Annotated in this window: 26 protein-coding genes and 1 pseudogene; 12 read left to right on the top strand and 15 right to left on the bottom strand. The window is 72.2% G+C overall.

The features are described from left to right. Together ABZ406_RS26810 and ABZ406_RS26805 are read right to left on the bottom strand one after the other, a co-directional pair. Nucleotides 1-208 (bottom strand): annotated as a pseudogene (locus ABZ406_RS26810) (hypothetical protein); the annotation flags it as partial. Nucleotides 209-1,060: 852 nt separating this feature from the next. Beyond that, the gene (locus ABZ406_RS26805; RefSeq protein WP_357767126.1) at nucleotides 1,061-1,843 is read right to left on the bottom strand and encodes a DedA family protein; all 783 of its coding nucleotides are present in this window, start codon (nucleotides 1,841-1,843) and stop codon (nucleotides 1,061-1,063) included. On the opposite strand from ABZ406_RS26805, the gene ABZ406_RS26800 reads away from it, so the two are divergent. The 3 genes from ABZ406_RS26800 to ABZ406_RS26790 all read left to right on the top strand — a co-directional run bounded on the left by ABZ406_RS26800 (nucleotide 1,842) and on the right by ABZ406_RS26790 (nucleotide 3,690). Then, nucleotides 1,842-2,624 (top strand): carbon-nitrogen hydrolase family protein, encoded by a 783-nt coding sequence (locus tag ABZ406_RS26800; protein ID WP_357767123.1) that lies wholly within the window; start codon nucleotides 1,842-1,844, stop codon nucleotides 2,622-2,624. The genes ABZ406_RS26805 and ABZ406_RS26800 overlap by 2 nt on opposite strands. Nucleotides 2,625-2,703: 79 nt before the next feature. After that, nucleotides 2,704-3,144, top strand: a complete 441-nt coding sequence (locus tag ABZ406_RS26795; protein ID WP_357767121.1) for a VOC family protein — start codon at nucleotides 2,704-2,706, stop codon at nucleotides 3,142-3,144. Nucleotides 3,145-3,189: 45 nt separating this feature from the next. Beyond that, on the top strand, nucleotides 3,190-3,690 hold the full coding sequence (locus tag ABZ406_RS26790) for a DinB family protein (RefSeq protein WP_357767118.1): 501 nt from the start codon (nucleotides 3,190-3,192) through the stop codon (nucleotides 3,688-3,690). Nucleotides 3,691-3,735: 45 nt separating this feature from the next. Here the strand turns inward: ABZ406_RS26790 and ABZ406_RS26785 are convergent, their stop codons facing one another. The 4 genes from ABZ406_RS26785 to ABZ406_RS26770 all read right to left on the bottom strand — a co-directional run bounded on the left by ABZ406_RS26785 (nucleotide 3,736) and on the right by ABZ406_RS26770 (nucleotide 7,309). Continuing rightward, complete coding sequence (locus ABZ406_RS26785; RefSeq protein WP_357767115.1) at nucleotides 3,736-4,377, bottom strand: histidine phosphatase family protein; 642 nt, start codon at nucleotides 4,375-4,377, stop codon at nucleotides 3,736-3,738. A gap of 33 nt (nucleotides 4,378-4,410) precedes the next feature. Then, complete coding sequence (locus tag ABZ406_RS26780) at nucleotides 4,411-5,886, bottom strand: serine/threonine-protein kinase (protein ID WP_357767112.1); 1,476 nt, start codon at nucleotides 5,884-5,886, stop codon at nucleotides 4,411-4,413. A gap of 154 nt (nucleotides 5,887-6,040) precedes the next feature. Continuing rightward, nucleotides 6,041-6,928, bottom strand: coding sequence for a helix-turn-helix transcriptional regulator (locus ABZ406_RS26775; protein ID WP_357767109.1), 888 nt, complete (start codon nucleotides 6,926-6,928; stop codon nucleotides 6,041-6,043). 141 nt (nucleotides 6,929-7,069) lie between these two features. Then, nucleotides 7,070-7,309, bottom strand: a complete 240-nt coding sequence (locus ABZ406_RS26770; protein WP_074309213.1) for a DUF397 domain-containing protein — start codon at nucleotides 7,307-7,309, stop codon at nucleotides 7,070-7,072. 264 nt (nucleotides 7,310-7,573) lie between these two features. Between ABZ406_RS26770 and ABZ406_RS26765 the strand changes: the two genes are divergently transcribed. Beyond that, nucleotides 7,574-8,224 carry a GGDEF domain-containing protein gene (locus tag ABZ406_RS26765; RefSeq protein ID WP_357767106.1) on the top strand — a complete coding sequence of 217 codons (651 nt, stop codon included), beginning with the start codon at nucleotides 7,574-7,576 and terminating at the stop codon, nucleotides 8,222-8,224. 4 nt (nucleotides 8,225-8,228) lie between these two features. On the opposite strand, the gene rox is transcribed toward ABZ406_RS26765, so the two are convergent. From rox to ABZ406_RS26750, 3 genes are all read right to left on the bottom strand, one after another. Beyond that, the gene (gene rox / locus ABZ406_RS26760; protein WP_357767103.1) at nucleotides 8,229-9,656 is read right to left on the bottom strand and encodes a rifampin monooxygenase; all 1,428 of its coding nucleotides are present in this window, start codon (nucleotides 9,654-9,656) and stop codon (nucleotides 8,229-8,231) included. 159 nt (nucleotides 9,657-9,815) lie between these two features. Further along, nucleotides 9,816-10,832, bottom strand: coding sequence for an aminoglycoside phosphotransferase family protein (locus tag ABZ406_RS26755; protein ID WP_357767100.1), 1,017 nt, complete (start codon nucleotides 10,830-10,832; stop codon nucleotides 9,816-9,818). Nucleotides 10,833-10,927: 95 nt separating this feature from the next. Beyond that, nucleotides 10,928-11,419: a type II toxin-antitoxin system PemK/MazF family toxin gene (locus ABZ406_RS26750; protein ID WP_357767098.1), complete on the bottom strand. Its 492-nt coding sequence runs from the start codon at nucleotides 11,417-11,419 to the stop codon at nucleotides 10,928-10,930. 50 nt (nucleotides 11,420-11,469) lie between these two features. Here ABZ406_RS26750 and ABZ406_RS26745 point away from each other — a divergent pair, with 50 nt between their 5' ends. Next, entirely contained in the window at nucleotides 11,470-11,985 is a 516-nt protein-coding gene (locus tag ABZ406_RS26745) for an NUDIX domain-containing protein (protein WP_357767095.1), read from the top strand. A gap of 26 nt (nucleotides 11,986-12,011) precedes the next feature. Beyond that, entirely contained in the window at nucleotides 12,012-13,247 is a 1,236-nt protein-coding gene (locus ABZ406_RS26740; RefSeq protein WP_357767093.1) for a hypothetical protein, read from the top strand. Nucleotides 13,248-13,283: 36 nt separating this feature from the next. On the opposite strand, the gene ABZ406_RS26735 is transcribed toward ABZ406_RS26740, so the two are convergent. The 5 genes from ABZ406_RS26735 to ABZ406_RS26715 form a co-directional block, all read right to left on the bottom strand. Then, nucleotides 13,284-13,781: a DUF2267 domain-containing protein gene (locus ABZ406_RS26735; protein ID WP_357767091.1), complete on the bottom strand. Its 498-nt coding sequence runs from the start codon at nucleotides 13,779-13,781 to the stop codon at nucleotides 13,284-13,286. Between the two features lie 41 nt (nucleotides 13,782-13,822). Beyond that, nucleotides 13,823-14,221: an NUDIX domain-containing protein gene (locus ABZ406_RS26730; protein WP_357767088.1), complete on the bottom strand. Its 399-nt coding sequence runs from the start codon at nucleotides 14,219-14,221 to the stop codon at nucleotides 13,823-13,825. A 50-nt stretch (nucleotides 14,222-14,271) separates the two neighbouring features. Beyond that, on the bottom strand, nucleotides 14,272-15,558 hold the full coding sequence (locus tag ABZ406_RS26725; protein ID WP_357767137.1) for a hypothetical protein: 1,287 nt from the start codon (nucleotides 15,556-15,558) through the stop codon (nucleotides 14,272-14,274). Nucleotides 15,559-15,665: 107 nt separating this feature from the next. After that, nucleotides 15,666-16,487, bottom strand: a complete 822-nt coding sequence (locus ABZ406_RS26720; RefSeq protein WP_357767085.1) for a sugar phosphate isomerase/epimerase family protein — start codon at nucleotides 16,485-16,487, stop codon at nucleotides 15,666-15,668. Then, nucleotides 16,484-17,524 (bottom strand): zinc-binding dehydrogenase, encoded by a 1,041-nt coding sequence (locus ABZ406_RS26715; RefSeq protein WP_357767082.1) that lies wholly within the window; start codon nucleotides 17,522-17,524, stop codon nucleotides 16,484-16,486. The genes ABZ406_RS26720 and ABZ406_RS26715 overlap by 4 nt, the downstream gene beginning before the upstream one ends. Before the next feature lie 115 nt (nucleotides 17,525-17,639). Here ABZ406_RS26715 and ABZ406_RS26710 point away from each other — a divergent pair, with 115 nt between their 5' ends. The 5 genes from ABZ406_RS26710 (at nucleotide 17,640) to ABZ406_RS26690 (ending at nucleotide 22,239) form a co-directional block, all read left to right on the top strand. Then, nucleotides 17,640-19,034, top strand: coding sequence for an extracellular solute-binding protein (locus ABZ406_RS26710; RefSeq protein ID WP_357767079.1), 1,395 nt, complete (start codon nucleotides 17,640-17,642; stop codon nucleotides 19,032-19,034). Further along, a complete protein-coding gene (locus ABZ406_RS26705) occupies nucleotides 19,031-19,987 on the top strand; it encodes a sugar ABC transporter permease (protein WP_357767076.1) in 957 nt (318 codons plus the stop codon). The genes ABZ406_RS26710 and ABZ406_RS26705 overlap by 4 nt, the downstream gene beginning before the upstream one ends. Further along, the gene (locus ABZ406_RS26700; RefSeq protein ID WP_357767073.1) at nucleotides 19,987-20,853 is read left to right on the top strand and encodes a carbohydrate ABC transporter permease; all 867 of its coding nucleotides are present in this window, start codon (nucleotides 19,987-19,989) and stop codon (nucleotides 20,851-20,853) included. Before ABZ406_RS26705 ends, ABZ406_RS26700 begins: the two co-directional genes overlap by 1 nt. A gap of 110 nt (nucleotides 20,854-20,963) precedes the next feature. Continuing rightward, a complete protein-coding gene (locus tag ABZ406_RS26695) occupies nucleotides 20,964-21,578 on the top strand; it encodes a methyltransferase domain-containing protein (protein WP_357767070.1) in 615 nt (204 codons plus the stop codon). Between the two features lie 55 nt (nucleotides 21,579-21,633). Then, nucleotides 21,634-22,239: a class I SAM-dependent methyltransferase gene (locus ABZ406_RS26690; RefSeq protein WP_357767067.1), complete on the top strand. Its 606-nt coding sequence runs from the start codon at nucleotides 21,634-21,636 to the stop codon at nucleotides 22,237-22,239. Nucleotides 22,240-22,370: 131 nt separating this feature from the next. Here the strand turns inward: ABZ406_RS26690 and eccB are convergent, their stop codons facing one another. Next, entirely contained in the window at nucleotides 22,371-23,756 is a 1,386-nt protein-coding gene (gene eccB / locus ABZ406_RS26685) for a type VII secretion protein EccB (protein ID WP_357767064.1), read from the bottom strand. Nucleotides 23,757-23,885: 129 nt separating this feature from the next. Here eccB and ABZ406_RS26680 point away from each other — a divergent pair, with 129 nt between their 5' ends. Further along, nucleotides 23,886-24,605: a spermidine synthase gene (locus ABZ406_RS26680; protein ID WP_357767061.1), complete on the top strand. Its 720-nt coding sequence runs from the start codon at nucleotides 23,886-23,888 to the stop codon at nucleotides 24,603-24,605. Nucleotides 24,606-24,700: the final 95 nt, after the last annotated feature.

The following is a 24,700-nucleotide window of genomic DNA, read 5'->3' as shown; positions in this document are numbered from 1 at the left end:
CCTTGACGTTGGCGGTCTGCTCGTCGTTGAGGCTGATCTGGGACTGGTCGCCCTGCGGCTTCGGCGCGGCGGACTGCACGGCCACCGCGACCGGCTTCGCGTTAACGGCCGGGGTAGCGGCGTGAGCGGCGATCGGGCCGGCGAACACACCACCGGCGAACGCGAGACCAGCAACAGACAGCATGCTCTTCCGGAAGATCGTGTTCATCAGGGGTAGCTCCTTCGGGGGTAGAACACCCCGAACCACCAAACGGGGGCGGTGGTCAGGGGTGTGAGCACCTCGTCCGGCGCTGCACGTACAAAAGGGGAAAAAAGTTTGGGAGGTCGGCGACCTGGCAAGCCGGAGGGCTCGCGGCGCCGGGACCGCGTGTAACGACCGGGAGGCCTCGGTCATTCCGGGGTCGGCCCGCCCGTCGGCACCCTCGTCGAGGCGGTGCCTGCGGTCGTTCGTGGGGACTGCAACGACCGGGGGGCCGGGGTCATTCCGGGGTCGGCCCGCCCGTCGGGCACCCTCGTCGAGGCGGCGCCTGCGGTCGTTCGTGGGGACTGCAACGACCGGGGGGTGGCTGGCATTCCAACCCGGGGTGACCAGGCCGGAGGCCGGCGGTGGTGCTGCGATCGTCAGGATGTGTAACGACCCCGGCCCGGCCATGATTCCAGCCCACCGGTGCACCCGGTCACACCCCCACACCACCCGACACCGGACAAACCACCCACACCACCCCGACACGACGGCGTCCAACCGACGCTCACGCGCGTGATCCACTCGCGTTCACGGAAACCGGGGCATCCCGGACGGCAGGACACCCCGACATCAAAGAACCCGAGTCGATCAGGTCGAGCCGCGTGTCTGGCCTTCGTCCGGGCGGGTCAGATGCCCAGGTAACGCAGAACCCGCGACGATTCGTCGGCGTTAGCCGCTGCTGTGTGCCATCCGCGCCAAGCGTCCCCCGTCCGTTCTGGTGGCAGCCCGTCGGCCGGTCACGGGCGCCAACACGCGCGCGCCCACGCCGGATGCCGGCGGCCGCGACGGCGAGGGTGGCGATCTCGACGGCTTCGCCTAGCGATCGTCGGAGGCCCACGAACCGCTTCGGTAGAGGGTGCCGCGACCGCCCGGGTCGGGCACCGCGTCCAGCGCGCTCTGCTCGGGTTCGGTCGGCTCGGGGTTCCGCGCGGCGCGACGGGCCTTCACCACGCGGGACCCGACGAACCAGGCGGCCGCCGCCACGCAGACCACGATCACCACCTTCTGGAGTGTGCCGACGTAGCCCTCGACGAGGTGCCAGTTGTCGCCCAGCAGGTAGCCGGCGAGCACGAATGTGGTGTTCCAGATCAGGCTGCCCAGCGTGGTGTAGAGCAGGAACGTGGTCACCGGCATCCGCTCGACGCCGGCCGGGATGGAGATCAGGCTCCGGAAGATCGGGATCATCCGGCCGAAGAAGACGGCCTTCACACCGTGTCGCAGGAACCACGCCTCGGTCCGGTCCACGTCGCTGAGCTTGACCAGGGGTAACCGGGACACGATGGCGCGCATCCGGTCGCGTCCCAGCGCCGCGCCGATCAGGTAGAGCGCGAGCGCGCCCAGCACCGAGCCCAGCGTGGTCCAGAAGATCGCACCGAGCAGACTCATCCTCCCCTGTGCGGCGACGAAGCCGGCGAGCGGCAGGATCACCTCACTGGGGATCGGGGGGAAGAGGTTCTCCAACGCCACCGCGAGGCCGGCGCCCGGCCCACCGAGTCGTTCCACCAGGTCAGTGACGTAGCCGACGATGCCGTCCTGCGGCGGTTCCGCAGCGGCGGCGGGGGTTCCGGTGGCGAACACGGCGTGGGACGTTCGAATCATGCGCCCACGTTACGAAGTCATCCTGAGAGCCGACCATGAGGACGACCGCCCGGCCGCGCGGGTCGACCGCACCGCCGGGGGTGCGGAAAGCCGCACCCCACTGCGGCTCGCTGTGGTGCAGCCGCCGTGCGTACCAGTGGATGTCGCGGCGAACGCGCTGGTCCACGCCGCGGCGGTCCGCGCGGCGAACGCCCGGTTGGTGGTCTTTCCGGAGCTGTCACTGACCGGGTACGAGTTGGACGCGCCTGTCGTGTCGGTCGACGACCCGCGGTTGGCGCCGCTGGTCGAGGCGTGCGCCGAGACGAACGCTGTCGCCCTGGCGGGTGCGCCGACGGTGGGCGACCACATCGCGATGCTCGCGGTGACCGGCGGCGGTGCGACGGTGGCGTACCGGAAGATGTGGTTGGGGGACGCCGAGGCCCGCCGGTTCCGGCCGGGCGCCGCGCCGGTCGTGCTCGATGTGGACGGCTGGCGTGTGGGGCTGGCCATCTGCAAGGACACCGGCGTGGCCGCACACGCGGACCGGACGGCCGCGCTGGGCATCGACGTGTACGCGGCGGGCGTCCTGGAGTCCGCGCGCGACGCCGCCATGACGGACCAGCGGGCGCACCGGATCGCCACCGCGCACCGGCTCTGGGTGGCGGTGGCGAGCTTCGCCGGGTCGACCGGCGGCGGCTACCGCGAGGCGGCGGGGCGGTCGGGCGTCTGGTCGCCGGACGGCGAGGTGTTCGCCCGCGCGGGCACCGACCCGGGCGAGTCGGTGAGCGTCAGCATCGGCTGACCGGGCAGCCGACGTCGGACCCGTCCCTGGCGGAGGGCGGCGCCCGGCACCTGTCGTACGGGTGGGGCAGGATCGGTTCATGAGCACTGTCCCCTCCCGACTGTCCGTCATCACTGTGGGAGCACGCGACCTCGCCGCGCTGCGGTCGTTCTACCGGTCGCTGGGCTGGCCCGAGCTGCCGAGCAGTGACGATGGCTGGTCGGCCTTCCTGCTCGGTGGTGTGCTGTTCGCGCTCTACCCGCTACCGGAGTTGGCCGCCGAGGCGGCACCGGGCGTGCCCGAGCCGGCCGGTGGCTGGTCGGGGGTCACCCTGGCCTGCAACGTCGACAGCCGCGACGAGGTCGACTCGGCGTTCGCAGTCGCGGTCGCGGCGGGGGCGACGGTGGTGGCGGAGCCGACCGACCGGTCCTGGGGTGGGCGCTCCGGTTACGTCGCCGACCCGGAGGGCAACCGCTGGGAGATCGCCTGGGCGGGCACGGCCCGCTTCGACGAGCGCGGCGCGTTGCTGTCCTTCGGCTGAGCGGTGGTGATTGCGCGTCAGCGGTGACCTTGGAATGCTGCGGGAATGAGCTCGTTTCCCCCGACCTTCGCCGATGACGTCGTCGGCCAGTCCGCCCAGACGCAGTTCGAGGCGTTCATCGACGAGCACCGCAGGGCGCTCAACGCCTGCCTGGACGGGCTGACCGAGGAGCAGGCGCGCCGGTCGTTGGTGCCGTCCCGGACGACGCTGCTGGGCCTGGTGAAGCACGCCGCGTTCGTGGAGAAGGTCTGGTTCGACGAGGCGGTCACGTGCCGGCCTCGCGCCGAGATCGGCATCCCTCCGACGCCCGACGACTCGTTCGTCCTGGATGACGGCGACACGATCGCCACCATCCGGCGGGCACATGCCGAGGCGTGCGAGGCGTCCCGCCGCGCGACCTCCACCCTCGGCCTCGACGACCTGCTGCGGGGCAACCGGCGCGGCCCGCTGCCGCTGCGCTGGGTCTACCTGCACGTGCTGCGCGAGCTTGCCCAGCACTGCGGGCACGCCGAGATCCTGCGTGAGCAGATCCTCGCCGCCGACTAGCGTCGACGCGGGCCCGACCCGGTCGGGCCACGGGCCGGACGGGCGTCACCCTCTGGCCCACCCACCGGTGTCGGCGAAACGCCGCAGCGTCCAGCGGGCCGGCGGCCAACCGCCCGGGTCGTGGTCGGTGGTCCACTCGGTGATCGAGGCCGGGGGTACGTCCAGGTCGAATGCCCGGAAGACGGGCTGCGCGGCGAGCGCGTGGAACCCGCCCTCGACCGTCTCGCTGTGGCCCACCAGGATCACTGTGGAGCCCCGGTGCCGGTGGGCGATCTCCATGATCGCGCGGCTGACGCGGACCACCAGTTCGGCCCAGCTCTCGTTGCCCTCCTCGAACGGTCGGAACACGCCGCCACCCGCCACCGCGTGGTCGGTCCGGAAGAGGGCGGTCGGCAGACCGTCGGCGTACGGGGGTGTGTGCCAGGTGCAGAGCCCACAGTCGGCCACCGGCCGGACGCCCAACGCCGCGCCGATCGGTTGCGCGGTCTCCACAGCTCTGCGCAGAACGGACGAGTAGACCGCGACGGGACCGTCGGCGGTGACCTCACCGGTGAGGCGGTTGGCCAGGTGCTGGGCCTGCTCGTGGCCGCGTGCGGTGAGGCCCCGACAGCCACGCGGCCCACCGACGATTCCTTCGAGCTGGTGGACCGACTCACCGTGTCGTACGAAGATCAGACGTGTCCGCATCGGGACATCATGCCAGCGGTATCGACGGGGGTATCAGTCGTCCGTACGGCCGGTGGGGAAGCTGCCGGCCCGGCTGAGCAGAGCGTCCAGTTTCGCCCCCGTCTGCGCTGGTAGGCGGTCCCGTCGCACCAACTCCGCGATGTGGTCCCGCAGGTCGGCTATGCGCTCGGCGCGGTCCCTGGTGCGGCGGTCGAGGTCGGCGAGTTCGTCGCTCAGATCGTCGGCGATCTTCGGGTCGACGTCACCGCGGGCGACGGCGGTGGCCAGGACGGCGGCGAACTCGCTGCTCACTTCCCGGAAGGTGACGGGGATCTGCTGCCCGATGGTCGGGGGCGCGGTGCTGGCGGCGGACGATGGCGTGGTCGGCGCGGCCGGCGTCGGAGAGTGCGTCGTGGGCCGGTGCGTCGTGGGTGCGGGGGCCGCCGGGGCGGCTGTCGACGGCGCCTCGGCGACCTCGGTGGGGTCGGGGGTGTCCGGATCGCCGAACGGATTCTCCGCGAGCAGGGCGCCGACGCCGATCAGCACGGCGAGCACGGCGGCGACGAGCGCGGCGAGGGGTCGACGCGATCGGCGTCGGACCGGCGCAGCGGGAGCCGGGACGGGGCGGGCGGCAACGGAGCGGTCGATCAGGGTGGGCGGGTGGGCGGCCGGCCTGATCCGCAGCAGCTCGGTGGGCGGCTCGACCGGTTGGCCGGCGCCGAACCGGCGGGCCAGGTGCGCGGCGCTCGGCCGGTCGGCGGGGTTGGCGGCCAGGGAGGCGACGGTCAGCTCGGCGATGTCGGCGGGGAGGCCGGGCACCCGCAGCGGCGGCACCGGGGTGCCCTGCCGGTGCACCTCGAGGGCGTCCTCCCAGCTCTGCACGGGCAGTGGTGCCCGTCCGGTGAGAGTGCGATAGAGCAGTGCGCCGAGGGCGTACACGTCACTGGCCGGGTCGGGCGGGCCGGCTCTCAGTCGTTCCGGCGCGAAGTAGGCGGGGGTGCCCATCAGCGCTTCGCCGGACTGGCTGTCGAGGCCGCCGAGCGCGGCGATGCCGAAGTCGAGCACCTTGGCACCGGTGTCGGTGAGCATGACGTTGCCGGGCTTGACGTCGCGGTGCACGACGCCGATGCGGTGCGCGGCGGCCAGCGCGGCGGCGATCTGCCCGGCCACCCGGACCGCCTCCGGCCAGGGCAGCGGCCCGGACCGCAGCCGGTCGGCCAGGTTGTGACCGTCGACCAGCTCCATCACCAGGTACGGGACCACGACACCGCCGGCCAGGGTCGCCTCGGCGTAGTCGTACACCTGGGTCACGTGTGGGTGGGTCAGCCGGGCGGCCGCGCGGGCCTCGCGTTGGATGGTGGCCCGCAGCTGTGGGTCGGTGGCGAACTGCCCGGCGAGCACCTTGATCGCGACCGGCCGCCCGAGGACCTCGTCGTCGCCGCGCCACACCTCGGACATGCCACCGAGACCGATCCGCTCGTGCAGAACGTAACGGTCGTGGAGGCGGAGAGTGGGCGTGAGCGGTGACATGGCTTCACCAGTCTGCCTGGCAACGACGCAGTCGACCACTCTGCGTGCCCGACCCCACACTGTTCGTCCCGTGCATGCCCAAATGGGATTGGTGCGCGACCGGGCCCGGCGCGAGCCGGCGCGGCCGGCGGTCAGGCCGGGTCGAGGTCGGCGGTCAGGCCGCGTAGAGGTCGTCCAGCAGGCCGCCGAGGATCTCCGCCGTACGCTCCGGCGGCTCGGCCTCGACGCAGAGCCGTTCCATGGCCACCGCGTAGTAGTCGAGGTCGTCGCGCTTGTCGAGGTAGATGGCGCTGGTGAGCTGTTCGATGTAGACGATGTCGGGAAGCTCCTGGTCGCCGAAGCGCAGGATGGTGAAGGCGCCACCGGCGGCGGCGTGGCCACCGGCGGCGAACGGGATGACCTGGAGCCGGATGTGCGGTGACTTGGTCGCCTCGATGAGCGCGGCGAGCTGCCCCCGCATGACCTCGGCGCCGCCGATGGGCCGGCGCAGCGCCGCCTCGTCCACCACGGCCCAGAGCTGCGGCGGGTTCTGCCGCTGGAGCAGTTGCTGGCGTTGCATCCGCAGGGCGACGCGCCTGTCGATCTCACCCGGGTCGGCGGCGCCGTGCCCGAGCAGCACGACCGCCCGGGCGTACTCCCGGGTCTGCAGGAGGCCGGGCACGAACTGCACCTCGTAGCTGCGGATCAGCGCGGCGGCGGCCTCCAGGCCCAGGTACGACTGGAACCAGGAGGGCAGCACGTCGCCGTAGCGATGCCACCAGCCGGGGCTGTTCGCGTCCCGCGCGAGCTTGAGCAGCGCCTCGCGCTCGTGTTCCTCGGTGACGCCGTAGAGGGTCAGCAGGTCGGCGACGTCGCGCTCCTTGAAGCCGACCCGCCCCAGCTCCATCCGACTGATCTTGGATTCGGAGGAGCGGATCTCCCAGCCGGCACCCTCCCGGGTCACTCCGCTGGACTCCCGGAGACGGCGCAGTTGAGCGCCGAGCAGAATGCGCAGCACTGTCGGCCCGGTTGTCGGGCCACCCTCGGCGGGAACCATCGTCACGTGCGGACCTCCGGACACCGACCCATGACGGCCGCGCGCCCCGGCCCGGCCGACGCGTAAGCATGCCATGAACCGACAGTGAGGTGAACTCCTCCGCGCCGGTGAATCAGTCCCGTCGCCGGGACGACCGTCCCCGGACGGTCAGTTGATCAGGTGGTCGAAGTCGCCGTCCCGCGCACCGAGAACGAAAGCGGCGATCTCGTCGACCGTGTAGATCAGCGCCGGACCTTCCGGGTGTCGTGAGTTGCGGACCGCGATGCCCGCTCCCCCGGGCAGTTCGGCCAGTTCGACGCAGTTGCCGCTGGGGTTGCTGCGGCGACTCTTCTGCCAGCTCAGCGGAGGCAACTGGTGGATCGGTACGCCATTGGGTGGCTGCTGCATGGGGGCGTCTTTCTGTTACGAGCCCGCCGGTGGCCGTGGGAGGAGCGGTAACGGCGAGGGAGTGCGGCATCGACAGTGGACGGTTCTGCACGTGCATCTGCTATTGCATCTGCACCCGACGGCGAGCATGATAACGCAGATGATCGGTGCCCATCCGTTCACTTTGCGTTACCCCCAGATGGGCATCGATCAGGCAAAACGAGGGCCGACGCGGCGTGCCGCGTCCACCGAGGGCTGGAGGCGGTCGCGGCGATGGGAGGGTTCGTGCCGGATCCGATGAGTGTCGCCTCCGGCGTCTGCGCGGCCGGTGCACTGCTTTCCTCCTGGCAACTACGCCGGCGGGCGGTGCGTGCCGAGGCCGAGATCGACCACCTCCAGGCCGAGCTGGCCGCCGAACGGCACGCCGCCAGTCACGACGCGCTCACCGGTCTGCCCAATCGCCGCGCCTTCTACCGCCTGGCGGCGGCCCTGCTCACCGACGCCGCCGGCCAGCCGCTGATCGCCGTGGTGCTCGACCTGGACGACTTCAAGCAGATCAACGACCGGTTCGGGCACGCCGCCGGCGACCAGGTGCTGATCAGTGTGGCCGAGCGGCTCGCCGGCTTCGCCGGAGACAACCTGGTGGCCCGCCTCGGCGGCGACGAGTTCGCCGGGTTGCTGTCCAGCCCCACCGTCGACAGGCGCTGGATCGAGCACTCCACCCGACGGCTCAGCGAGACGGTCGCCGCGCCGATCCGACTCAGCGGGTGCAGCGTCCGGGTCACCGCCTCCGTGGGCCTCGCCCCGGTCACCGGCCCGGCCCAGCTCACCGATGCGCTCAGCCGCGCCGACGCGGCGATGTACCAGGCAAAGAGCCTCGGCGGCGCCCGGTCGCCCCGCCAACTGGTCGACAGCGCCTTCCTCGCGGAGCGCTGACCGCTCAGGTGGCCGGAGCGCCGAACCACCTGGGCAGGTGGCCGAGCAGGTCGGTCTGATCGTCGCCGACCCACGCCACGTGCCCGTCGGGCCGCAGCAGCACTGCCGGCACGTCCAACTCCTCACTGACGTCGACCACGTGGTCGACCCGTTCCGCCCAGCCGGCGACGGACAGCCGGCCGGTCTGGTCGAGCAGCAGGCCCCGGCCGCCGCGCATCAACTCGTAGAGACGGCCCCGCTTCAGCCGCACGTCGCGCAGGTGCCGCCCGAGCAGGTCGTGGCCCGCGCCCAGGTCGTAGCGGACCCCGATCGCGGTGATCTTCTCGATCAGGTACCTGTTGACGTCCTCGAAGTCCAACAGCTCCGACAACAGGTGGCGCACCGACCGGGGCCCCGGCTCGGGTGAGAGCAGCAGCATCTGCGCCCGGGTGTTGGTGAGCACGTCCGCGGCAACCGGATGCCGTTCGCTGTGATAGCTGTCCAGCAGCCCTTCCGGCGCCCATCCGTTGAGGTCGGCGGCCAGTTTCCAGCCGAGGTTGAACGCGTCCTGGATGCCGAGGTTGAGCCCCTGCCCACCGGTCGGCGGGTGGATGTGCGCCGCGTCACCGGCCAGCAGCACCCGGCCGACCCGATAACGCTCGGCCAGCCGGGTGGCGTCCCCGAAACGGGAGAGCCAGCGCGGTGAGTGGACACCGAAGTCGGTGCCCGCGTACGCCAGCAGTTGCTGTTTGAAGTCCTCGATGCTCGGCGGCACCGTGCGGTCCTCGACCACCCCCTCGGCCGGGACGAGGACGCGGTACACCCCGTCCCCGAGGGGCCCGAGACCGAATCGGAGATGGGTCCTGCGGACCTCGGCGACCACCTCGGCCACCGTCTCCGGCGGCACACCCACCTCCATCTCGCCGAGCAGGGTCTCGACACTGCTGGGCTCGCCGGGAAAGCCCACACCGAGCAGCCCGCGTACGGTGCTGCGACCGCCGTCGCACCCGACGAGGTAGCGGCCGCGCACCTGCGTGCCGTCGGCCAGCCGCACTGTCACCCCGTGGTCGTCCTGGCTCAGCCCGACCAGTTCGGCGCCGCGCCGGATCTCGACGCCCACCTCGGTGGCGTGCTCGCTCAGGAGACGGTCGGTGACGGTCTGCGGAATGCCGAGGACGTACGCGTGCGCGGTGTCCAGGCCGCCCGGCGACGGCTTGGGAATCGCGGCGAAGAAGCCTCCCACGGGGTGCTGCCGCCCGAGCGCCAGGAACCGTTCCAGCAGACCTCGCTGGTCCAGCACCTCGAGGCTCCGGGCGTGCAGGCCGAGGGCGCGGACGTAGCTGGTCGGTTCGGTGTCCTTCTCGAGCACGAGCGCGTGCAACCCGTGCAGCCGCAGCTCGCTGGCCAGCATCAAGCCGGTTGGTCCGCCGCCGGCAATGATCACATCGATCATGGAATCCCCCGATTTTCCCAGATTTGGGCGTCGGCTGGAGATTCTGCTGCACCACCCGGGTCTTGCCGCAAGGCCCCCGGTGCGATATATGTTGGAAGTGGCAGGGAGCGAGTCCGCTCTTTGCCCTGTTTTTTGCCCGCAGGACGACGTGGTCGCCGCTCAACACCGCCGGTCGAGGTCGCGCACCGCCGCGTCGGCGAGAGTGACAAGGCCCAGCGGTGACACCAGCCCCCGCACGATCCGCGCCGCCCGGGCCCGGTCGGCCGCCGCGGCCTCGACGTCCAACGCTTGTCGGGTCCAGTCGCTGAGGTCGTCGAGCGCGCGGACCGCGAGGAACCAGGCCAGGCGCACCGGGTCGACGTCGGTCCTGCCGTAGCCGGCGAACACGGCCCGCTGCTGCGCGGCGGTGATCGGCGCGAAGGCGAGCACCCCGCCGCGCACGAACATGAGGTCGCACTCGGGAGGGGCGAGCACCGCGTCGTCCCAGTCGATCAACCACACCTGCCCGTCCGCGCCGAGCAGCAGGTTGCCCAGGTGCGGATCGCCGTGACAGACGACGTGCGGGCCGGATCGGTCCCGCGTGTCGACGGCGCGGCGCTCGACCTCACCGGTCAGCACCCCGAGCCGGTCGGCCACCGCGGACCACACCCCCGCCAGATCCGCTACCAGCGGGTCCGCGAGGTCGGCCGGGTCGCGCATCCGCTCGGCCATCGCGCGGGTCGCCGTCACGATCGCGGGGTACGCGGCACCGCCCACCGGTAGCAGCCGGCTCAGCTCGTCGGTCACCGGCACCTCGTGCACGGCAGCCAGCACCTCGCCGTACGCGTGCCAGTGCGCCGGTGTCATCGGGCCGTCGAGCGCCCGTTGGTCGGAGATCCACGGCACCACGGTGAGCCGGCGGCCATCCTGGTCGATCGACAGGTGTCCGTCGTCGGTTCGCAGCGGCGCGACGATGCCCGGCACCCCCTGTTCGGCCAGGTACGCCGTCACGACCAGGCCGGCCGGGGTGCCGCCACCGCTCAGCTTCACCGCGTACCGAGCGCCGTCGGTGGCCTGGGCGCGCCACAGGCGGGCGTGCTCGTCAGCGCCGGAGGTGACCGGCTCCATAGTGGACAGCCGCAGGCCGAAGCCGGCTCGCACCCGGTCGGCCACCTGCCGTGCGACGTCCCGCACCATGCGGACACCATGCCGCAGTCGGCCCGAGCCACGGGTGAACCCGACCTACCCCGGGCGCGTCACGGTCGGGCTGCCGCACGGCAGCCCGGCGGAGTTCAGCGCCAGCCGTAGCCGGCGCGTAACGCCTGACCGACCCGGTCGAACCGCTGCCGATCCAACACGGCGCCCTCCCGGCGAATGCTGTCCTCGCGCATGGTGAGCACCCGGTCCAGCCGGACCCAGCTCGGCCGGTTGTCGCGGTCCCACTCACCAGGCCCGAGCGCGAACCAGTGCCGCTGACCGTCCCGCTCGCTCTGGCTGGACAACATCAACCCGAACAGGGTCCGGCTGTGCCGGCCGACGACCAGCACCGGCCGGTCCTTGCCCTGCCGGGGGTCGTCCTCGTAGGGCACCCACGTCCAGACGATCTCGCCCGGGTCGGCCTGACCGTCGCGCTCCGGAGCGTAGGTCAGCTCCCGACGCTGCAACGCGCTCACCTGGCGGCGGCGCGCCACCTGCGCGGGCGCCGGCCCGGTACGCCGGGACGACGGGATGACCGCACCGACCCGGGAGATACGCGCCGCGACATTCCTCAACAGACCAGCCACGGCGGGCAGCCTACCCGGCGTCGAAGCGGGCGGTGCGACAGACTGGCCCGATGAACGAGCTGCCCCGCGACCTGCCGATCCTGGAGCGACGCGCGGTGCGGGTGGTGGTCACCGACGACACCGACAGGGTGCTGCTGTTCCACACCCAGGACCCGGACCACCCCCGACTGGGCACCTGGTGGGAGCTACCGGGCGGCGGCATGGATCCCGGTGAGACCTACCGCGACACCGCGGTACGGGAGCTGCGCGAGGAGACCGGCATCGTGGTCACGGCCGACCAGGTGGGCGCGCCGGTGTGGCGGCGGCGGGCGAGCTTCCTGCACCGCCAGCTACGGCACCTCCAGGACGAGGTGGTCGTCGCGGTGCGACTGGCCGGCCCCGGCCCGGACGTGGACGAGGCGCACCGGCTCGACTACGAGCGGGAGGACTACTTCGGCTTCCGCTGGTGGCCGCTGCCCGAGGTGGTGGTCAGTCGGGAGCGGTTCTATCCCGGGCAGCTCCCCCGGCTGATCACCCCCTTTCTCGCCGGCACCGAGATCGATGAGCCGTTCGAGCTGTGGTCGTGAGCCGGGCCGGCGGGCAGAGTGGGGGCATGACGACCGATCTGCACGGGCCGCTCCACGCGTACGCCGCGCGACTGCACGCCACGGCCGGCGACCGGCACCACGTCGCCTCTCCGCTCGGAGCCTGGCTGCTGCTCGCTGTCGCCGCCAGCGCGGCGGCCGGGTCGACCGTCGCGGAGGAGGCCGCCACGGAGCTGACGCGTGCCCTGGGCACCGATCTGCCGAACGCGGCCGAGGTCGCCCGATCGCTGCTGGACGCGCCACACCCGCTGGTCGGGTCCGCCACCGCGCTCTGGCACCGGTCGGGGCACGGCGACGGTGGGTCGGCGGCGTGGCGGGCCACGCTGCCCCGCACGACCGAGGTCGGCGTGCTGCCCGATCAGGCCGGGTTGGACGCCTGGGCGCGCGAGCACACCCTCGGCCTGATCGACACGTTCCCCCTCCGAGTCAGTCCGGACGTGGTGCTGGCCCTGGCCAGCGCGTTGGCCACCCGGGTGTCCTGGGCGACCCCGTTCGACGTCACCGACGCACGCGCCTTCGGCGCCGGCAGCCAGTGGGCGGGTCAGCTACGGCGGGCGCTGCGCAGTCCGGGCCACGGCCACCGGTGCGCCATCGTCGCCAACGCGCAGGTCGGCGACGTGATCGTGCACGCCGCACCGGCCCAGACGACCGACGGCGCGGGGCTTGTGGTCCTCTCGGTGGCCGCCGCGCCGCAGGTGTCACCGGCCGAGGTGTTGGCTGTCGCGTACGAGTTCAGCTCCGCGGTGGCCGACGGCGCGCAACCGGCGGGTAGCCGCTCCCTGTTCGACCTGCCGCTCGGCGAGGCTCCGCTGTGGACGGTGAGCGAGGAGCGGGTACGCACCCGGGCGCGCGACGGCCGCGAGGAGCGGCATCACGCCGTCCTTCCCTGCTGGTCCGCCCAGAGCGAACACGGCCTGACCGCCCCGGCGCTGGGCTTCGGGGCGGCGGCGACAGTGCTGGCCACGGCGATGGGGCTGTCGGTGGACGGCTACGAGGCACGGCAGACGGCGGTGGCCCGGTTCGACAGGTACGGCTTCGAGGCCGCCGCGGTGACCGGCATGTTCGGGGTGACCAGCGTGCCACCGGAGGGCGTGGCCCGCACCGCCGAGCTGCGCTTCGGTCATCCGTACGCCGTGGTGGCGGTCGCCACCGACACCCGGGCCGCCGGCGTCACCGGGCCGTGGCACGGGCTGCCGGTCTTCTCCGCCTGGGTGGCCGAGCCCGAGGACGTGCCCGAGGGGTGAGCCGCCCGGGCTTCCCGGGTCTGAGCCGAGGCCCGGTCAGAACGCGCCGTCGCGCGGTAGTCGCGCCACCATCTCCGTGAACTCCCGCACCGTCATCGCCGTACGCAGGGTGGCGAAGACGGCGCCGGTTCCGGCGCGAGCGGTGGCCGGGTCCACCCCGGCACGCTGCTCCACTCGACGAAGGAACTCCGTCGGACCGGCGTCCATCGGGGTCGCGGCGCTGCCGCCGACCTCCAGGCCAACCCCCGTGGTCAACCCGTCACCGCCGGCATCCGGGCCGGCGGCAGGGGCCGGGCCAGGGCCGGAAACGCCTGCTGCGTCCGGCCCCGCGCCGGTGTCCGGTGTCGGGCCGGTCAGGTAGGTGTCGACCTCGTTCGGAAGGTGCCCGACGAGGTCGCCGGGCGGACCGGCGGTCACCCGCTCGGCCAACGTCTGGAGCACGGCGCGGGCCAGCACGGCGGCCTCCTCGGCCGGCAGGCCGGACCGTTGGGACACCGCGTCGATGAAGTACGGGAAACCGTCGCCGTCGGTCACGCTCGGGCGGTTACCCCTGGCCGGCTCCGACAAACTGCCAACTAGGTCAGCAGACCCTCGGCCAGCAGGTGGTCGAAGATGACCTGGTCGACGGGCGAGGTGCGGTGCCGGTCGGCGTACCCGAGCCAGGCCATCTCGGCGATCTCGCTAGCCGGCCGCAGTTGCCCCCGATAGCCGGCGTGGTAGCAGGTCATCCGCACTGTGGTGCCGGCCCCGTGACCGTGCGCCTGCGCGGTGAAGGTGCCCAGGTGCACGGCGCCGGGCACGTCGACCTCGACGCTCAACTCCTCGTCGATCTCCCGGCGCAGGGTCTCCAGGTCGGTCTCGCCCGGCTCGCGCTTTCCACCGGGTAGATACCAGACGTCCTTGCCGACCGACCGGGTGCTGAGCACCCGGCCGTCCTCGCTGAGGATCCAGGCCACCTTGTCGATCTCGCGCACGATGTTCCCTCCGCCTCCGGGATCGGGGACGTTACCACCGTCCAACACGCTCAGTCGGCCAGCAGGTCGAGCAGGAGCGCGGCCGTCCAGCTGAACGCCGGCGAGCCCAGCCCGACGCCGGTGTCCGGGTGGAAGTACTCGTGGCAGCCCGCGCCGGCGACCAGACCGATCATCGAGTGGCGCAGCCCGGCGGCCAGCTCAGGGTGGCCGTGCGTGCGCAGCCCACGCCGGAGCAGCCAACCGACGTTGAGCCAGCTCGGCCCCCGCCAGTAGCGCAGCGGCTCGAAGTCGGGTGCGGTGCGGTCGTAGGTGGGTAGCGGCCGGTCCATCCGCCGGGCCGCCCCGAAGCGCGCCGACCGCGCCTCGACGACAAGCGCGTCGGCCTGCCGGGTCGGCAGGTCGGGCAGGATCAGGGGGGTCAGCCCGAGCACGGTACGGGCGCTCACCAGGCGGTCGGTACGCAGGTCACGGGGCTGGAAGGTGCCGGTGTCCGGGTCGTGGAGCCGGCGGACGAGAGCCTCGGTGATCCGGGTCGCGCGGGCCCGGTGCGGCCCGGGGTCGTCGCCGACGAGCGTGGCGATCTCGGCGAGGGCGTGTTCGGCGGCGCCGAACGCCGCGTTGAACAACGGGCACTCCACCAGGAACGGGTGACCGGCGGCCAGGTCGCGGTCGGCGTAGCCGTGCGCGCGGTAGGCGGCGACGATCGCCAGGTAGCGCGCGTAGTCCAGGTTCGTGGGGCGGTGCGCGGCGTCGGCGTGCGTGGTGTCGTGCCGACGGTACGCGGACATGACCGCCGCCTCGGCCGGCACCGCGGCCATCGGCTCGTCCCACGCCGGGCTGTTGTCCAGGCCGGACTCCCACGGGTGCACGATGCAGACCAGCCCGTCGCCGGCCACGTCCCGCCGGTCGGCCAGGTAGCGCTGTTGGGCGACGAGCGCCGGATAGAGCCGGCCCAGCGCCGCCAGACCGGTGGGCCCGGGTGTCCGCCGGTACGCCAGCAGCGCGGCGAGTGCGTGCACCGGCGGCTGGACCAGGCCGGAGGTCGCCACCGCCGGTGCTCCCGGCACGTCGGCCGAGCCCCACATCTCCGGCCCCGGGAAGTACGCGCCGACCCGTAGCGCCGGGTTGAACACGATGTGCGGCACCCGTCCGTCGGCCCACTGCGCCCGGAACAGGCTCGTCAGTTCCCGCCAGGCGCGGTCGGGCCGGACCTGGGCCAGCCCGATCGCGATGAACGCGGAGTCCCAACTCCACTGGTGCGGGTAGAGCGTGCGCGACGGCACCGTGTGGTCGTGCTCCCAGTTGGCGTCGAGCGTGTCGACGGCGAGTCGACGCAGCCCACCCGCGTCGGCCGGGGCGGCGGCCTCGGCGCTCGTCGCCCGGGCGGCGGCGATGCTGTCGGCACCGACCGTCGCGTCGACGCTCGTCGGCCCGGCGTCGGCGGTCACGCGGCGGCCCGCCGGGGCATCGCGTGTCGCAGCACCGTTGCCGCCTGTTGCAGGGCCCGGACCGGGTCACCGCGGAGCCGGCACTCCAGGGCGAGCCAGCCCCGGTAGTCCACCTCCAGCAGGGTCCGCACCAGCTCCGGCCAGTCCAGGTGCCCGGCGCCGGGTTGACAGCGGTTGGAGTCGCTCACCTGCACGTGCCCGAGGTAGGGCGCGGCGGCGCGCAACGCCCGGTGCACATCGTCCTCCTCGATGTTCATGTGGAAGGTGTCGGCGACGACCCGGACCGACGGCAGGCCGAGCGCGGCGCAGAGCGCCACCGCCTCGTCGAGACGGTTGACCATGTGGTCCTCGTACCTGTTGAGGGGTTCCAGGAAGAGGGCGACCCCCTCGGCCCGGGCGTGCTCGCCCAGCTCGCCGAGGGCGTCGAGGAGAACCTGCCGGTCGCCGTCCGGCGGGCGGGGCGGCTCGAACGGCGGCAGGCGCCGGGAGAACATCCCCCAGGCGGCGGGGGTCATGACGCCGACGCCGCCCAGCTCGGCGATGACGGTGAGCTGGGAGCGCAGGTTGTGGACGGCGTCGGCGGTGCGGGCGGGGTCGAAGTCACCGATGAAGTGGTCCATCTCGACGCAGACGGTGGGCATCACCACGCCGGCGGCGCGGGCCCGGCGCAGCTCGGGCAGCCGGCGGGCGAACGCGAGGTCACCGCGACCGCGTAACTCGATGCCCTGGTAGCCGAGGGCGGTCGCGAGGGCGTACTTCTGGATCAGGTCGGTGCCCGGCAGGAGTTGTTCCTGGCAGGCGAGCGCGATGGTGGTCATGGGAACCTCAACACGACTTGGAGGACGTCACCGGCGCCGCGGTCGAGCAGCGCGAGGGCGTCGGCGACCGCACTGGCGTCGACGATGTGGCTGACCAGCGGCAGCGGGTCGACGCTGCGGTCGGCCACCAGGTCCATGAAGGTCTGCGCGACCCGGTCTCCGGTCCACCGGCCGGCCATGCTCGGCGCGGGGGTGGGCCCGGAGACCTGGGCGGCCACCAACTGGATGCGGTTGTGGTGGAACTCCTCGCCGAGGCCGAGCGCGTCGGCCTGGCCCTGGTAGAAGCCCGCGGCCACGACCCGGCCGGCGTGGGTGGTGGCGCGGATCGCCTCGTGCAACGCCGGGTACGCGCCGGACAACTCCAGGCAGACGTCGGCCCCCCGGCCGTCGGTGGCCTGACGCAGCACGGCCGCGGCGGACGCGGTGGTCGCGTCCACAGTTGACCGGGCACCGTATCGGGCGGCGTACGTCAGCCGGTCGGGTACCGGGTCGACGGCCACCACCCGGGCTCCGGAGAGCACGGCGAGCCGGGTGGCGAGCAGGCCGATGACGCCCTGCCCGAAGACGCCCACCCAGTCGCCGAGGTGCAGGTCACCGGCGAGCACCGCGGTGAGCGCGATGGCGCCGGGGCGGGCGAAGACCGCGGCGAGCGGATCCAGCCCGGCGGGGAGCGCGCGGACCGCGTCGGCGGCGAGCACTGCCTCGGCGCGGTGCCCCCAGATGCCCCAGACGAGCTGCCCCGGATGCCTGTCGGTGACCTCCGGCGCGACCTCGATCACCTCGCCGACCTCTTCGTAGCCGAAGCCGACGAGCGGGTAGGGCACCGGGGTCTGTCGAGGGACGAACATCCGGGCGGCGTCGTCCCAGTCCTTGCTGAGCCGGGGATTGCTGCCCCGGTAGAGGGTCAGCTCGGTGCCGGCGGAGATGCCCGAGTAGCAGGTGCGGACTCGGACCTGGCCGGGGCCGAGCGGATCCGGCGGGCAGGGCTCGAGGCTGATGCGTCGAGGCCCGGCGAGAGAGACCACCCAGTTGCCCATGTGTCACATCCCGGTAGCACTGGGCTCCAGGATAGCAAAAAATCACAATATGTCTTGCTATTGATCAATCGAAGGTGTTGGATCCGGCTTGTACTCTTCGAGAGGAGTGTCATCGATGTCAGCACCTCCGAGGCGGATACTCGCCACCACAGTGATCCTGGCACTGACCACGTCCACCCTCCTGGCCTGCGGCGACGACGGATCGGACAGCAACAGCAAGAAGATCACCGTCTGGAGCCTGGAGGACGTGGCCGACCGGGTCACCGCCACCAAGGCGATCATCGCCGACTTCACCGCCAAGACCGGGATCCAGGTCGATCTCGTGACCGTCAATGAAGACCAGTTCCCCTCGTTGATCGCCGCAAACGCCGCCGCCGGCGACCTGCCCGACGTGGTCGGGTCGGTCTCGCTCGCCGGCATCCGCACCCTCGCCGGAAACGAGCTGCTGCACGCCTCGGCGAACGCGGAGGTCGTCGACAAGCTGGGCAGGCAGACGTTCTCCCCCCGGGCGCTGGAACTCACCGCCGACGACGGCAGACAACTGTCCGTACCCAGCGACGGGTGGGGGCAACTGCTCGTCTACCGCAAGGACCTGTTCGCCGCCGCCGGCCTGCCCGCCCCCGACACGTACGAGCGGATCACCACCGCCGCGGCCCGGCTGAACACCGGCGGCGTCGCCGGGATCACCGCGGCGACCGCCCCCAGTGACGTGTTCACCCAGCAGACCTTCGAGCACCTGGCGTTGGCCAACGGCTGTCAGCTCACCGACGACTCGGGGAAGGTCACACTGGATTCACCCCAGTGCGTCGAGGCGTTCCGCTTCTACGGTGATCTGATCCGCACCAGCTCGGTGAAGGGCGCGCAGGACGTGGACACCACCCGGGCCACCTACTTCGCCGGCAAGGCCGCGATGGTGGTCTGGTCACCGTTCATCCTCGACGAGCTGGCCGGGCTGCGCAACGACGCGAAGCCGACCTGCCCCCAGTGCCAGGCGGACCCGGCGTTCCTCGCGAAGAACAGCGGGTTCGTCACCGCGATCAAGGGCCCGAACGGCACCGAGCCGGCCCAGTACGGCGAGATCAGTTCCTGGGCCGTGTTGGACGGTGCCGTTGCCGATCCGGCGAAGTCCTTCGTGGAGTACATGCTCAGCGACGGATACCCGCGTTGGTTCGGCATGTCCCCGGAGGGCCGCTTCCCGGTCCGCAAGGGCACACCCGCCGAGCCGGAGGCCTACCTGACCGCCTGGAACACCAGCCAGGCGGGCGTGGACGCGAAGAAGCCCCTCGCCGACGTGTACGGCGACGAGGTGCTGGCCACGCTGCGCCGCAGCCCGGACACCTTCGGGCGGTGGGGTCTCAGCCAGGGCCAGGGCAAGCTCGTCGGCGCCATGCTCGGTGAACTACCGGTGCCCAAGGTGCTGGGCGACCTCGTCTCCGGCAAGTCCGACGCGGCAGCCACCGCCACGCGTGCCGCCAAGGACGTCGACGCCATCAAGGCGGGCGTCAATTGACCACCACAGCGCCCGGCCCCGGCCGCTCCCCCACCCGGGAGCGGCCGGCGCCGCCCCGACGGCGACAGGTGACCCTGCGCCGCCGCGAATCCCGGGACGGGCTCGCGCTCGTCGCGCCGACACTGCTCGTCACCATCGCGGTCATCGGCATCCCGATCGTGTGGACGGTGGTGCTCGCCTTCCAGCGGGTCCGGCTCGCCACCCTGCGCAAGACCGGCCTGTTCGGCGAGTTCACCATGGACAACATCGACCGGGTGCTGCACACCCCCGGCTTCGCCGAGACGCTGTGGGTCACGCTCATCTACAGCATCGGTGGCACCGTCGGCTCGATAGTGCTCGGTCTGGTGGCCGCCCTGGTCGTCCGCCGGCCGTTCCGGGGCCGTACGCTGGTCCGGGCGTCCATGCTGCTGCCGTACGTGGCACCGGTGGTCGCTGTGACGTTCGTCTGGCAGGTGATGCTCGACCCGCAGCTCGGCATCGTCAACGCGTGGGGTCAACGCCTGCTCGGCTGGGACACCCCGGTGCCGTTCCTCACCCAGGAGTCGACAGCGCTGGCCACCGTGATCGCCTTCGAGGCGTGGCGGTACTTCCCGTTCGCGTTCCTGTTCCTGCTGGCCCGGCTCCAGGCGGTGCCCGGGGAGTTGGAGGAGGCGGCCCGCGTCGACGGGGCCACCCCCACCCAGCGGTTCCGGCACATCCTGCTGCCGCAACTGCTGCCGGTGATCGCCCTGCTGGGCGTGCTGCGCTTCATCATGACGTTCAACAAGTTCGACGACGTCTACCTGCTCACCGGCGGTGCGGCGGGCACCGAGGTGGTGAGCGTGCGGGTGTACGAGTTCCTCACCGCCCGTACCGACATCGGGGCCGCGGCCGCGCAGGCGGTAGTGCTGGCCGTGGTGCTCATCGTGTTCGTGCTGATCTATCTGCGCTTCTTCGGACGGAGGGTGGGCTGATGGACCGGGACGTGGTCGAGACGGTGAGTCTTCGTTGGCTGCGCCGCCTGGTGATCGCCGTGTTCCTGCTGATCACGGTCTTCCCCTTCTACTACATGCTGGTGCTCTCGGTGCGGCCCATCGAGCGGCTGCTGCTCGACCCCGGCGCGCTGGTGGTCGGCTTCGGTGAGTTGACTGTCGCCACGTACGCCGAGGTGCTCAAGTCGACCGACGACGGTGGTCAGGGTTTCCTCACCTTCATCCGCAACAGTGGGTTGGTCGCCGTCGCGGCGACAGTGCTCACCCTGCTCGTCGCGATCCCCGGCGCGTACGCGGTGGCCCGGTTGCGGTTCTTCGGCCGGCGGCAGGTGGACTTCCTGTTCCTGGCGGTCTACCTGTTCCCGTCGATCGTCATCGCGATCCCGCTGTTCGTGGTCTTCACCCGAGCCGGCCTACGCGGCTCGCTCTTCGGCCTGGTGCTCGTCTACATCTCGCAGACGTTGCCGGTGTCGGTGTACATGTTGAAGAACTACTTCGAGACCATCCCGGTCAGTCTGGAGGAGTCCGCCGCCATCGACGGCGCCGGTCGGCTCGGCATCATCCGGCGGGTGAGCCTGCCCCTGGCGATGCCGTCGATCATGGCCGTCGCGCTCTACGACTTCATGATCGCCTGGAACGAGTTCCTCTTCGCCCTGCTGTTCATGGTCGACAAACCCGACAGATGGACGGTGTCGCTCGGGTTGTCCCTCCTCGCCGACGGGGTGGAGGTACCCAAGACGGTGCTGATGGCCGGTTCGGTGGTGCTCACCTTGCCCATCGTTATCCTGTTCTTCGCCAGCGAACGGCTGCTCACCGAAGGGCTGACCAGCGGCGCCGAGAAGGGCTGACCGGACGGGTGTCACAGTCCGGAAACGCCGGGCTGTGATGTCCCCCACGATGTCCCTCATGTCCGTACCATCGGCACGTTCTTATCCGGCACAGCCAAGGGAGTCGGCGCATGAGTCAGGCAGGACGGCGTCAGCCGACCGAGACGGCGGGAGAGGACTACACCGACCGGCTGCAACGCCTCGGTGGCGCCCGTTGGAAGCGGATGCTCGACGTGCAGGCGCCGTACCGGTGGAATCTGCGCCGGCTCAATCTGGGCACCACCCTCGACGTCGGCTCCGGCCTGGGGCGCAACCTCGCCAACCTGGACGGCAACGGCGTCGGCGTCGACCACAACCCGACCTCGGTGGCGCACTCGCGGGCCGCCGGGTTCGAGGCGTACGAGGTGGAGGAGTTCAAGACCAGCCCGCACGCCCGGCCGGGGGCGTTCGACTCGCTGCTCGCCGCGCACCTGCTGGAGCACCTGCCGGCCGAGCAGGCGCTGGAGGTCATCTCGTCCTACCTGCCGTACGTGCGCTCGGGCGGGCAGGCCGTGTTCATCACCCCGCAGGAACGCGGGTACGCCAGCGACGCCTCGCACGTTCGCTTCGTCGGCTTCGCCGAGGCGGCGCAGGCCTGCGCGGACCTGGGCCTGACCGTCACCAAGCAGTACTCCTTCCCGTTCGCCCGGCCGCTCGGGCGCGTGTTCACCTACAACGAGTTCATCACTGTCGCCCGGCTCCCCTGACCCGGCTGTTCCGGGTCGACAGCCGTGCCGCCACCGTCCCGGTTACGGTGGCGGCATGGCCAACCCGACCCGCTGGGCGACCGACACCGGTCCCGAGCACTCACAGTGGTATATCGACCGGTTCCGCAAGCTCATGGCCGAGGGCGCGGACCTGGCCGGCGAGGCCCGGCTGGTGGACGCCCTCGTCGCCCCCGGCTCCCGGATCCTCGACGCCGGTAGCGGCACCGGCCGCGTCGGTGCCGCGCTAGCCGAGCGGGGGCACACGGTGGTCGGGGTGGACGCCGACCCCGCGCTGGTGGACGCCGCCCGCGCCGACTATCCCGGCCCGACGTGGCTGGTCGCCGACCTCGCCGAGCTGGATCTACCGGCGCTCGGCGAGGCGGAGCCCTTCGACGCGGCGGTGCTGGCCGGCAACGTGCTCGCCTTCGTCGCCGTCGGCACCGAACCGGAGGTGCTGCGCCGGGTGGCCGGGCACCTGCGACCCGATGGCGTGTTGACGGTGGGCTTCGGCACCGAGCGTGGTTACCCGCTCACCGCTTTCGACGCCGACGCGGTGGCGGCCGGGCTACGCGTGGAGCAACGCTTCGCCACCTGGGACCTTCGCCCGTGGCGCGACGACGCCCCGTTCGCGGTCAGCGTCCTGCGCCGCCCAGCCGACTAGCACCCGCCTGCCGCGCGTCGCCTGTCCCGTTGATCAAGAGGTCTGCGTCAGGCTCACGCCGAATTCTGACGCGAACCTCTTGATCACCGCCGTCGAGCCGGGGGGTGGGGCAGAGGTGGGGGTGGGTGGGGTTAGTCGGGGGCGGCTACGGCGCGGGCGGCGGCCGGGTCGAGGGTGGCGCCGGCGGGCACCAGGCTGACCAACCCGGCCGGCAACCGCACCGGCCGTACGTCGCGGTAGCCGAGCATCGGGAGCACCTCCCCGTCGGCAAGCACGTACCGTCGGCCCAGGTCGGTGACGACGGAGACCGCACCGCCGGTCGCGCCGGGCGCCGCGGCGGCCTCGACCACCGCGCCGCGACCCGGCTCCACCACCACGTGGTCGGCCAGCACCGCGCCACCAGTCGGCGCGGTGCGGGGCACGGCCGTCAGGTCCCGCAGCGGTACGCCCCACCGCACCTCACCGACACCGCCGTCGTCGCCGATGCGGGTGCAGAGCGCCCCGCCGTCGCCCGCCGCTAGCCGGGGCGGGGTCGGTGGCGGGGCGTTCGGGCCGGTCGGGGCGAGGTCGGTCACAGTGGGCAACGCGGCGAACCGGCCCAACGTCATCGGCACCGGCGCGACCTGCCCGGTGCGGGCCAGCAACAGCCCCGCCTGCAACTCGGTGATGCCGGCCAGGCCGGCGTCGAGCGCCACCGCGTACTGCCGGCCGCCGCCGGAGTTGCTCACCAGATAGACAGCGCCGATCGTGGCACCCGGCACCCGGGTGGCGGGCCGGCCCAGCGCGGGCAGGTCGAGGGGGGCGAGGTCGGTGCCGGCGGGCAGCGAGTTGAGCAGTGCGGGCGCCACCGCGACCGCCTGGGCCCGGGTGGTGGCGAGCGCCGCCAGGACCCGGCTGGGATCACGGACGAGGTGACGCCGCTGGTGCCACACCAGGTGCAGCCCTCCGTCGGGGTGGCGCAGCAGCAGCCCGTCGTCACCGAGCGGTCGGCCACCGTCGGGCTCGGTGCCGATCAGCACCGCGGAACGGGGCGCCTCGACGCCCGCGCCGGCCGGGACCGTCGAGCAGACCGTCCACGCCGTGGCCGACAACCGGCCGGGGGCGGGTAGCGAGTCGGGTGCGTCGGCGATGCCCAACGGCAGCCCGCGCGGCACCCCGTCGATGGTGCGCCGGGACACCAGCACTGTCTTCGACCGGTCCGCGCCGACGATGAGCAGCGCCGAGGCGTAGTTGAGCACCGGGTGCAGCTTCTGCTCGCGATAGACGAACCGGGCGCCGGACTCCTTCTCGACGATCACCGCGCCCGGGTCGCGCCACCCCTTGCCGCCCCCGGCGAACAGGCCGTAGAGGGCGAAACCACCAAGCCCGATCGCCGCCACCAGGACGCTGGCCAGGCCGGCGCCGGCCAGCCGTCGAAACGGCGACTGCGCGGGGTCAGTCTCCCGCATGACCAGGGCGGCGACCGCCCGTTGGACGCTGAACTGGTAGGAGTGCAGCTGGTCCTGCCGCGACGGCATGAGTCCCCTCCGGTGGATCGGCCGGCCACAGGATATGCGCTGCGTCGATCTCCTGCGGACCCTGCGTGGCCGCCCGTCGCGGGGCAACCGCTACCATCCGTGGACGAATCCGGCGGCGAGAGGGCACCCGTGGGCGCGCGTTTCGAAGAGCTGGCCTGGCGGGAGACCCCGATCGGCGCGATCAGTCTGCGCCGACGCCGGGATCCGGCGCTCCAGGTCGAGGTGTACGAGGTCAAGCTCGACGACGACTATCTGATGTCCAGCCTCTTCCCGGTCGCGGAGATCGAGCTGGCCCGGCTGGGTCTCGCGGAGGTGGCCGGTGACTCCCTCGACGTGGTGGTGGGCGGCCTCGGGCTGGGCTACACCGCCTGCGCCGCGCTCGGCGACCCCCGGGTGCGCTCGCTGCTCGTGGTGGAGGCGATCGAAGACGTGATCGACTGGCACCGGCGGGGGCTGCTGCCGTTCGCGGCAGGGCTCGCCGAGGATCCCCGAACCCGCTTCGTGCAGGCCGACTTCTTCGCGGCGGTGGCCGGTGACACCGGTTTCGACAGCGACGAGCCCGGTCGGCGGTTCGACGCCGTTCTGCTCGACGTCGACCACTCCCCCCGCAACGTCCTGCACCCGAGCCACGCGGCGTTCTACCCGCCGGCCGGGTTGCGCCGGCTGGCCGCGCTGCTGCGCCCCGAGGGCGTCTTCGCGCTCTGGTCGGACGACCCGCCGGACGTCGAGTTCACCGGGGCGCTCGCCGAGGTGTTCACGAGCGTCCGCGCGCACGTCGTGCCGTTCGCCAATCCGCTGACCGGCGGGGAGTCGGCCAACACCGTCTACGTGGCGCGTACCGGCCCCTGATCGACTCCGGTGGGCCGGGCGCGCATGGTTTCGGCCGGACGGGGAACGAGAAGTCGGGCCGGCCGCACCAGGCGCGGCCGGTTACGGAGGTCGAC

It is taken from the genome of Micromonospora sp. NPDC005710 (assembly GCF_040630995.1).
Taxonomy (GTDB): Bacteria; Actinomycetota; Actinomycetes; order Mycobacteriales; family Micromonosporaceae; genus Micromonospora.
Note: the sequence above shows the minus strand (reverse complement) of the source record. Positions and strands in the feature narration are given on the sequence as shown.

Bases quoted from the DNA above. Each gene is read 5' to 3' on its own strand.
- ABZ406_RS26790 (WP_357767118.1), top strand. From the start codon at position 3,190: ATGAGCTCGTTTCCCCCGACCTTCGCCGATGACGTCGTCGGCCAGTCC.
- ABZ406_RS26800 (WP_357767123.1), top strand. From the start codon at position 1,842: ATGCGCCCACGTTACGAAGTCATCCTGAGAGCCGACCATGAGGACGAC.
- eccB (WP_357767064.1), bottom strand. From the start codon at position 23,756: ATGCCGTCGCGGCAGGACCAGCTGCACTCCTACCAGTTCAGCGTCCAA.
- ABZ406_RS26690 (WP_357767067.1), top strand. From the start codon at position 21,634: ATGGCCAACCCGACCCGCTGGGCGACCGACACCGGTCCCGAGCACTCA.
- ABZ406_RS26785 (WP_357767115.1), bottom strand. From the start codon at position 4,377: ATGCGGACACGTCTGATCTTCGTACGACACGGTGAGTCGGTCCACCAG.
- ABZ406_RS26805 (WP_357767126.1), bottom strand. From the start codon at position 1,843: ATGATTCGAACGTCCCACGCCGTGTTCGCCACCGGAACCCCCGCCGCC.
- ABZ406_RS26795 (WP_357767121.1), top strand. From the start codon at position 2,704: ATGAGCACTGTCCCCTCCCGACTGTCCGTCATCACTGTGGGAGCACGC.
- ABZ406_RS26770 (WP_074309213.1), bottom strand. From the start codon at position 7,309: ATGCAGCAGCCACCCAATGGCGTACCGATCCACCAGTTGCCTCCGCTG.
- ABZ406_RS26715 (WP_357767082.1), bottom strand. From the start codon at position 17,524: ATGGGCAACTGGGTGGTCTCTCTCGCCGGGCCTCGACGCATCAGCCTC.
- ABZ406_RS26720 (WP_357767085.1), bottom strand. From the start codon at position 16,487: ATGACCACCATCGCGCTCGCCTGCCAGGAACAACTCCTGCCGGGCACC.
- rox (WP_357767103.1), bottom strand. From the start codon at position 9,656: ATGATCGATGTGATCATTGCCGGCGGCGGACCAACCGGCTTGATGCTG.
- ABZ406_RS26700 (WP_357767073.1), top strand. From the start codon at position 19,987: ATGGACCGGGACGTGGTCGAGACGGTGAGTCTTCGTTGGCTGCGCCGC.
- ABZ406_RS26740 (WP_357767093.1), top strand. From the start codon at position 12,012: ATGACGACCGATCTGCACGGGCCGCTCCACGCGTACGCCGCGCGACTG.
- ABZ406_RS26710 (WP_357767079.1), top strand. From the start codon at position 17,640: ATGTCAGCACCTCCGAGGCGGATACTCGCCACCACAGTGATCCTGGCA.
- ABZ406_RS26695 (WP_357767070.1), top strand. From the start codon at position 20,964: ATGAGTCAGGCAGGACGGCGTCAGCCGACCGAGACGGCGGGAGAGGAC.
- ABZ406_RS26745 (WP_357767095.1), top strand. From the start codon at position 11,470: ATGAACGAGCTGCCCCGCGACCTGCCGATCCTGGAGCGACGCGCGGTG.
- ABZ406_RS26780 (WP_357767112.1), bottom strand. From the start codon at position 5,886: ATGTCACCGCTCACGCCCACTCTCCGCCTCCACGACCGTTACGTTCTG.
- ABZ406_RS26755 (WP_357767100.1), bottom strand. From the start codon at position 10,832: ATGGTGCGGGACGTCGCACGGCAGGTGGCCGACCGGGTGCGAGCCGGC.